This is a genomic window from Streptomyces sp. NPDC030862, assembly GCF_055571835.1.
The window spans coordinates 22,185-28,631 of sequence record NZ_JBVIEN010000020.1; the positions used below are offsets into that span (position 1 = coordinate 22,185).

Annotated in this window: 3 protein-coding genes; 1 reads left to right on the plus strand and 2 read right to left on the minus strand. The window is 72.7% G+C overall.

Features of this window, described 5'->3' with window-relative positions:
• Together ACZ42X_RS32775 and ACZ42X_RS32780 are read right to left on the minus strand one after the other, a co-directional pair.
• Positions 1-2,169 (minus strand): MMPL family transporter, encoded by a 2,169-nt coding sequence (locus ACZ42X_RS32775; protein ID WP_468297938.1) that lies wholly within the window; start codon positions 2,167-2,169, stop codon positions 1-3.
• A gap of 91 nt (positions 2,170-2,260) precedes the next feature.
• Complete coding sequence (locus tag ACZ42X_RS32780) at positions 2,261-2,833, minus strand: TetR/AcrR family transcriptional regulator (RefSeq protein WP_468297941.1); 573 nt, start codon at positions 2,831-2,833, stop codon at positions 2,261-2,263.
• A gap of 172 nt (positions 2,834-3,005) precedes the next feature.
• Here ACZ42X_RS32780 and ACZ42X_RS32785 point away from each other — a divergent pair, with 172 nt between their 5' ends.
• On the plus strand, positions 3,006-6,293 hold the full coding sequence (locus tag ACZ42X_RS32785; RefSeq protein WP_468297944.1) for a S41 family peptidase: 3,288 nt from the start codon (positions 3,006-3,008) through the stop codon (positions 6,291-6,293).
• The last annotated feature ends 154 nt before the right edge of the window (positions 6,294-6,447 follow it).

The window sequence follows — 6,447 nt, forward strand, 5'->3', positions numbered from 1 at the left end:
TCAGGCGCGGACGAGCTCCCGCTCCCCCTCCCCGGGTGCGTCGGCGAGCTCCTTACGCAGGCCCTCGCCCTCCACGTCGACGTTCGGCAGGACGCGGTCGAGCCAGCGCGGCAGCCACCAGGCGGCGCGGCCGAGCAGGGCCAGGACGGCCGGGACGATGGCCATCCGCACGATGAACGCGTCGAAGAAGACGGCGACGGCGAGCCCGAAGCCGATCATCTTCACCATCTGCTCGCTGGAACCGATGAAGCCCGCGAAGACCGCGATCATGATCACCGCGGCGGCGGTGACGACGCGGGCGCCGTGCCGGAAGCCGGTGACGATGGCCTGGCCGGGCCGCTCGCCGTGGACGTACGCCTCACGCATCCGGGTGACGAGGAAGACCTCGTAGTCCATGGCCAGGCCGAAGACGACGCCCACCATGAAGATCGGCATCATGCTCATGATTGGGCCGGTCTGCTCGACGCCGAAGAGCGAGCCGAGCCAGCCCCACTGGAAGACCGCCACGACCGCGCCGAGCGCGGCGACGACCGAGAGCAGGAAGCCGAGGGCCGCCTTCAGCGGCACCAGCACCGACCGGAAGACCACCATCAGCAGCAGGAACGCGAGCCCGACGACGAGCGCCAGGTAGGGCAGCAGCGCGTCGTTCATCTTCTGCGAGAAGTCGATGTTCATCGCGGTGGCGCCGGTGACGAGCACGTCGTCGCCGGTGGTGTCCCGGATGGAGTGGACCAGCTCCTCGGTCGCGGTGGAGGAGGGGCGGTCCTTCGGGACGACGGTGATGATCGCGGTGTCGCCCGCCTTGTTGGGGGTCGGCGGGGTGACGGCCGCGATGCCGTCCAGGCCCCGGATGGTCGTGACCGTACGGCCGGCCGCGGCCTTGTCGCCGTCGACGACCACCATGAGCGGCCCGTTGGAGCCGGGGCCGAAGCCGTCCGACAGCAGGTCGTACGCGCGGCGCTGAGAGGTCGAGGTCGGCTGGGAGCCGTCGTCGGGCAGGCCCATCTCCAGCGAGGCGGCGGGCAGCGCGACCGCGCCGAGGCCGACGACGCCGACCAGCAGCACGACGAGCGGGCGGCGCAGGACGAAGCGCGCCCAGCGGGTGCCCATGTTGGGCTTGTCCTCGTCCGACGCCGGAACGGGGTTCTTGCGGGCCTTGCGGCCGTGGACGCGCTTGCCGACGTAGCCGAGCAGCGCCGGGATGAAGGTGAGCGCGATGAGGACGGCGATCAGGACCGTCCCGGCGGCGGCGAAGCCCATCTTCGTCAGCATCGGGATGTTGACGACGGCCAGGCCGACCAGCGCGATGACGACGGTGAGGCCCGCGAAGACGACCGCCGAGCCGGCGGTGCCGACGGCCCGCCCGGCCGCCTCCTCGCGGTCGCGGCCCTCGGCGAGCTCGGCGCGGTAGCGGGAGACGATGAAGAGCGCGTAGTCGATGCCGACCGCGAGACCGATCATCATCGCGAGCGTGGAGGTGGTGGAGCCGAGGTCGAGGACGCTCGCCAGGGCCGTGATCGTCGAGACGCCGATGCCGACGCCGACGAGCGCGGTCAGCAGCGGCAGTCCGGCGGCGACCAGGGAACCGAAGGTGATGACGAGGACGATCCCGGCGACGATGACGCCGATGATCTCGCCCGAGCCGGTCTCGGGCACGGTCTGCAGCGCGTCACCGCCGATCTCGACGGTGAGCCCGCCCTGCCGCGCCTCCGCGCCGGTTTCCTTGAGCGCCTCGCGCGTCGCGTCGGTCAGCTCCATGCCGTTGACCTTGTACGACACCTGGATGTACGTCGTCGTGCCGTCGCGGGAGACGGCCTGGACGGCGTACGGGTCGGTGACCGAGGCGACCTGGTCGGAGCCGGAGCGCAGCTCGCCGACGGTCTTGTCGACGACGGCCTTGCGCTCGGGGTCGGTCATCTTCGCGCCGTCGGGTGCCTTGAAGACGACGCGGGCGGTGGCGCCGTCGGCACCCGCGCCCGGGAAGCGCTGTTCGAGGAGGTCGAAGGCCTTCTGGGCCTCCGTGCCGGGTATGGAGAACGAGCTGGACGTCGCGGCGGGCGCGGAGGCCGCGCCCACGCCGGCGAGCGCCAGCAGCGCGACCCAGAGGAGGGTCACGACATGGCGGCGCCGGAAGGCGAGCCGGCCGAGTCGGTAGAGGAACGTGGCCACGGGGGCGACTCCCGGAGGTGTGGATCGGACAGGGTCGTGGGGAGACGGCCCGACAGCGTGAGCGGTACGTGTCAGGTAGGTGAGGGGACGTTCAGAGGCCGAGGGCGGGGAGCACCACGGCGTCGACGTACGCGGTCAGGAACGCCTGGTCCACCGGCCGGTCCTCGACCAGGGGCCGGGCGACGAAGGCGCCGATCAGCATGTGGGGGACGAGCTTCAGCGCCGGGTTGTCCACGGCGACCTCGCCGCGCTCGACGGCGCGCCGCAGGACCCCGTCGAGGCCGGTCATCTCGGGTTCGATGAGCAGCTCGCGCAGTGCCCGCAGCAGTTCGGGGTTGTCGTGGACGGCGTGGGCGAGGCCCCGCATGAGCGCGGAGTCCTGCTCCAGCCGGCAGTCGTCGGAGCGCGACAGGATCTCGTGGAAGTCGCCCCGCAGCGAGCCGGTGTCGATCTCGTCGTGGCGGACCGGCTTGTTGTTCCGCAGGGCGCGGGCGACCAGCTGCGGCTTGCTCCCCCACTGGCGGTAGAGGGTGGCCTTGCTGGAGTGGGTGCGGGCGGCGACGGCGTCCATGGTGAGGGCGTCGTAGCCGACCTCGCGGAGCAGGTCGAGCACGGCGTCGTACAGCTCGGACTCGCGCTCCGGGGTGAGCCTGGTACGGGCCATGTGCGCCGGCCTTCCTTCGCGAACGTCGATACGAAACGGTTTCGTACACGTCGACGCTACACGGCGGGGACTGCGAAACGAAACCGTTTCGTACAGAAGTGTCGGGGATCACGGTCGCGACGCGTGCGTCAGCCGAGTTGCCAGGGCCCGGCCGCGCCGAAAGCATGGCTGTGTGAGCAGCGACGGCGCGTACCTCCGGTATCCCCACCTCCACCAGGACCTGCTGTGCTTCGCGGCCGAGGACGATGTGTGGGTCGCCCCGCTCGCGGCCGAGGGCGAGGCGCCCGGCCGCGCCTGGCGGCTGACCGTCGACCGGACCAGAGTCGGACACCCGCGCTTCTCGCCCGACGGGAGTCACATCGCGTACACGAGCTGGCGCAGCCTCGACCCCGAGATCCACCTGGCGCCGGTCGAGGGCGGGCCGGCGCGGCGGCTGAGCTACTGGGGGTCGCTCGACACCCGCGTGTGCGGCTGGACCCCTGAGGGCGACATCCTGGCGGTGGCCTCGCACGGGCAGCCGTTCTCGCACTTCTCGTGGGCGTACAAGGTCTCCACGGACGGCTCGCCCGGCAAGCGCCTGCCCTGGGGCCCGGTGTCCGACATCGCGGTCGCCGACGTCGACGGGCGGCACCTGACGCTGCTGCTGACCGGCAAGCCGCCGCACGAGCCGGCCGCCTGGAAGCGGTACCGGGGCGGGGCGACCGGACGGCTCTGGCTGCACGGGGAGCGGCTGCTGCCGGACCTCGGCGGCCACCTGGACTGCGCGATGTTCGTGGACGGCCGCATCGCCTTCCTCTCCGACCACGAGGGCGTCGGCAACCTGTACTCCTGCCTGCCCGACGGCACCGACCTGCGACGCCACACCGACCACGACGAGTTCTACGCCCGGCACGCCTCCTCGGACGGGCGGCGGGTGGTCTACCAGTGCGCCGGGGACCTGTGGATCGTCGACGCCCTGACCCCCGACTCGCAGCCGCGGAAGCTCGCCGTCCGGCTCGGCGGTCCGCGCACCGGGCGGCGCCGCTACCAGGTGCCGGCCGCGAGCCACGTGGACGGGGTGGCGGTGGACGAGACCGGGCGGGCGAGCGCCGTGTCCGTACGGGGCAGCCTGTACTGGCTGACGCATCGCGACGGGCCCGCCCGCACGATCGTGGACACCCCGGGCGTGCGCGTACGGCTGCCGGAGATGCTCGGCAGCAGCGGGCGGATCGCGTACGTCACGGACGCGGAGGGCGAGGAGGCGATCGAGATCGCCCACCTGCCCCGGGCGAGCGGCGCCCGCGAACGGCGGCGGCTGGCGGCGGGCGAGCTCGGGCACGTACGGGAGATGACCGCCGACGCGGACGGGGAGCGGCTGGCGATCGCGTCCCACGACGGGCGGCTGCTGCTGCTCGACGTGTCGGAACCGGAAGAGGAGACGGCGGCCGGCACCGAGTCCGGTTCCGAGGGGCCCACCGGCGGGCTCACCGAGCTGACCCGCTCCCTCAACGGCCCGGTCCGCGACCTCGCCTTCTCACCGGACGGCGCGTGGCTGACCTGGTCGCACCCGGGGATCGGCCGGTCCCTCCGGCAGATCAAGATCGCCCGCATCAAGGACCGCACGATCGTCGACGTCACCAACGGCCGCTTCGAGGACGAGAGTCCCGTCTTCACCCGCGACGGCCGCTACCTCGCCTTCCTCTCCTGGCGGGGCTTCGACCCGGTGTACGACGTCCACACCGGCGACCTGTCCTTCCCGCTCGGCTGCCGCCCCTACCTCGTACCCCTGGCCTCCACCACGCCCTCCCCCTTCGCGCTGTCGCCCGAGGGGCGGCCGGCGGCCGGCGGGCTGGACCTCTCCGAGGAGCAGGAGGGCGACGGGACGGTGGTGGTCGAGTTCGAGGGCCTGGCGAACCGGGTGACGCCGTTCCCGGTCGCCGCGTCCAAGTACTCCTCGCTGGCGCCGGTCAGCGGCGGTGGCCTGGTGTGGCTGCGCTGGCCCATCTCGGGCGCGCTGGGCGAGACGTTCGTGAACCCGGCGGACACCTCCGGGCGGCCCACCCTCGAACACTTCAACCTCACCAAGGCCCGCAAGACCGAACTCGTCGGAAACCTCGACTGGTTCGCCCTCAGCGGCGACGGCTCGCGGCTCGTCGTGGTCGACGAGGGCGAGCTGCGCGCGGTCCCGGCGACCGAGGCCGGCGACAGCGACACCACCGTGTACGTCGACGCGCGGCGCATCCAGCACGAGGTGGACCCGGGCGCGGAGTGGCGGCAGGCGTACACGGAGGCGGGGCGGATCATCCGCGCGTACTTCTGGGACCCCGGGATGAGCGGCATCGACTGGGACGGCGTACTCGACCAGTACCGGCCCCTCGTCGAACGCGTCGCCACCCCCGACGAGTTCGCCGACCTCCTGCGCGAGGTGCTCGGCGAACTCGGCACCTCCCACGCGTACGTCACCGCCGCCCGCCGCAACGAGGGGCCGCCGCACTACCAGCGGGCACAGGGCCTCCTGGGCGCCAACTTCGTGTGCCGCGACGGCCGGTGGACCGTCCAGCGCATCCTCCCCGGCGAGTCGTCCGACTCCAAGGCCCGCTCCCCGCTCGCGGGCACCGGCATCCGGGAGGGCGCGGTCCTCACCCACGTGGACGGCCGGCCCGTCGACCCCGTCGCCGGGCCCTACCCGCTCCTCTCGGCGGCCGGCGGCACCACCGTCGAGCTGACCTTCCAGCCCGCCGAGGGCCGCTCCCGGCGCGTCGCCGTGGTCCCGCTCATCGACGAGCGGCCGCTGCGGTACCAGGACTGGGTCGCCAAGCGCCGCGAGGTGGTCCGCGAACTGAGCGGCGGCATGTGCGGGTACCTCCACATCCCGGACATGGGCGGCTCGGGCTGGGCCCAGTTCAACCGCGACCTGCGCCTCGAAGTGGCGCGGCCCGCCCTCATCGTGGACGTCCGCGGCAACGCCGGCGGCCACATCAGCGAGCTCGTCGTCGAGTCCCTCACCCGCAAGATCCTCGGCTGGGACCTCACACGCGGCGCCCAGCCCGTCTCGTACGCCTCCAACGCCCCGCGCGGCCCGATCGTCGCCCTCGCCGACGAAGCCACCGCCTCGGACGGCGACATGATCACGGCCGCCTTCAAGCTGCTGAAGCTCGGGCCCGTGGTCGGTCAGCGCACCTGGGGCGGTGTCGTCGGCATGACGGGGCGCCACCGGCTGGGGGACGGCACGGTGATCACGGTGCCGATGAACGCGGCGTGGTTCGACGAGTACGGGTGGTCCGTGGAGAACCACGGCGTCGCGCCGGACATCGAGATCCTGCGCACCCCGCTGGACTGGGCGGAGGGCCGCCACCGCCAGCTCTCCGACGCGGTCGAAGTGGCCCTCGACCTCCTCAAATCCCACCCCGCGTCCCGCCCCCCGGACTACTCCCAGGCCCCCTCCCTGAAGCGCCCCCCACTGCCGCCGCGGCCCGCTTGAGACCCGGCCAAGGACGCCCACCGGGGGTGATGCGCACCCACGGTGGGATAGACCGACCACGTGAGGGGGTCGGGGGTGGAGCGTGGGGGGTGGTCGGACGTAAAACGACTGAACTCGCGCGAAGCGCGGTGAACGAGAGTCCGACCACCCCCCA

What these genes read in the sequence shown, in the direction of transcription:
- ACZ42X_RS32780 (WP_468297941.1), bottom strand. Translation starts at nt 2,833, where the DNA reads ATGGCCCGTACCAGGCTCACCCCGGAGCGCGAGTCCGAGCTGTACGAC.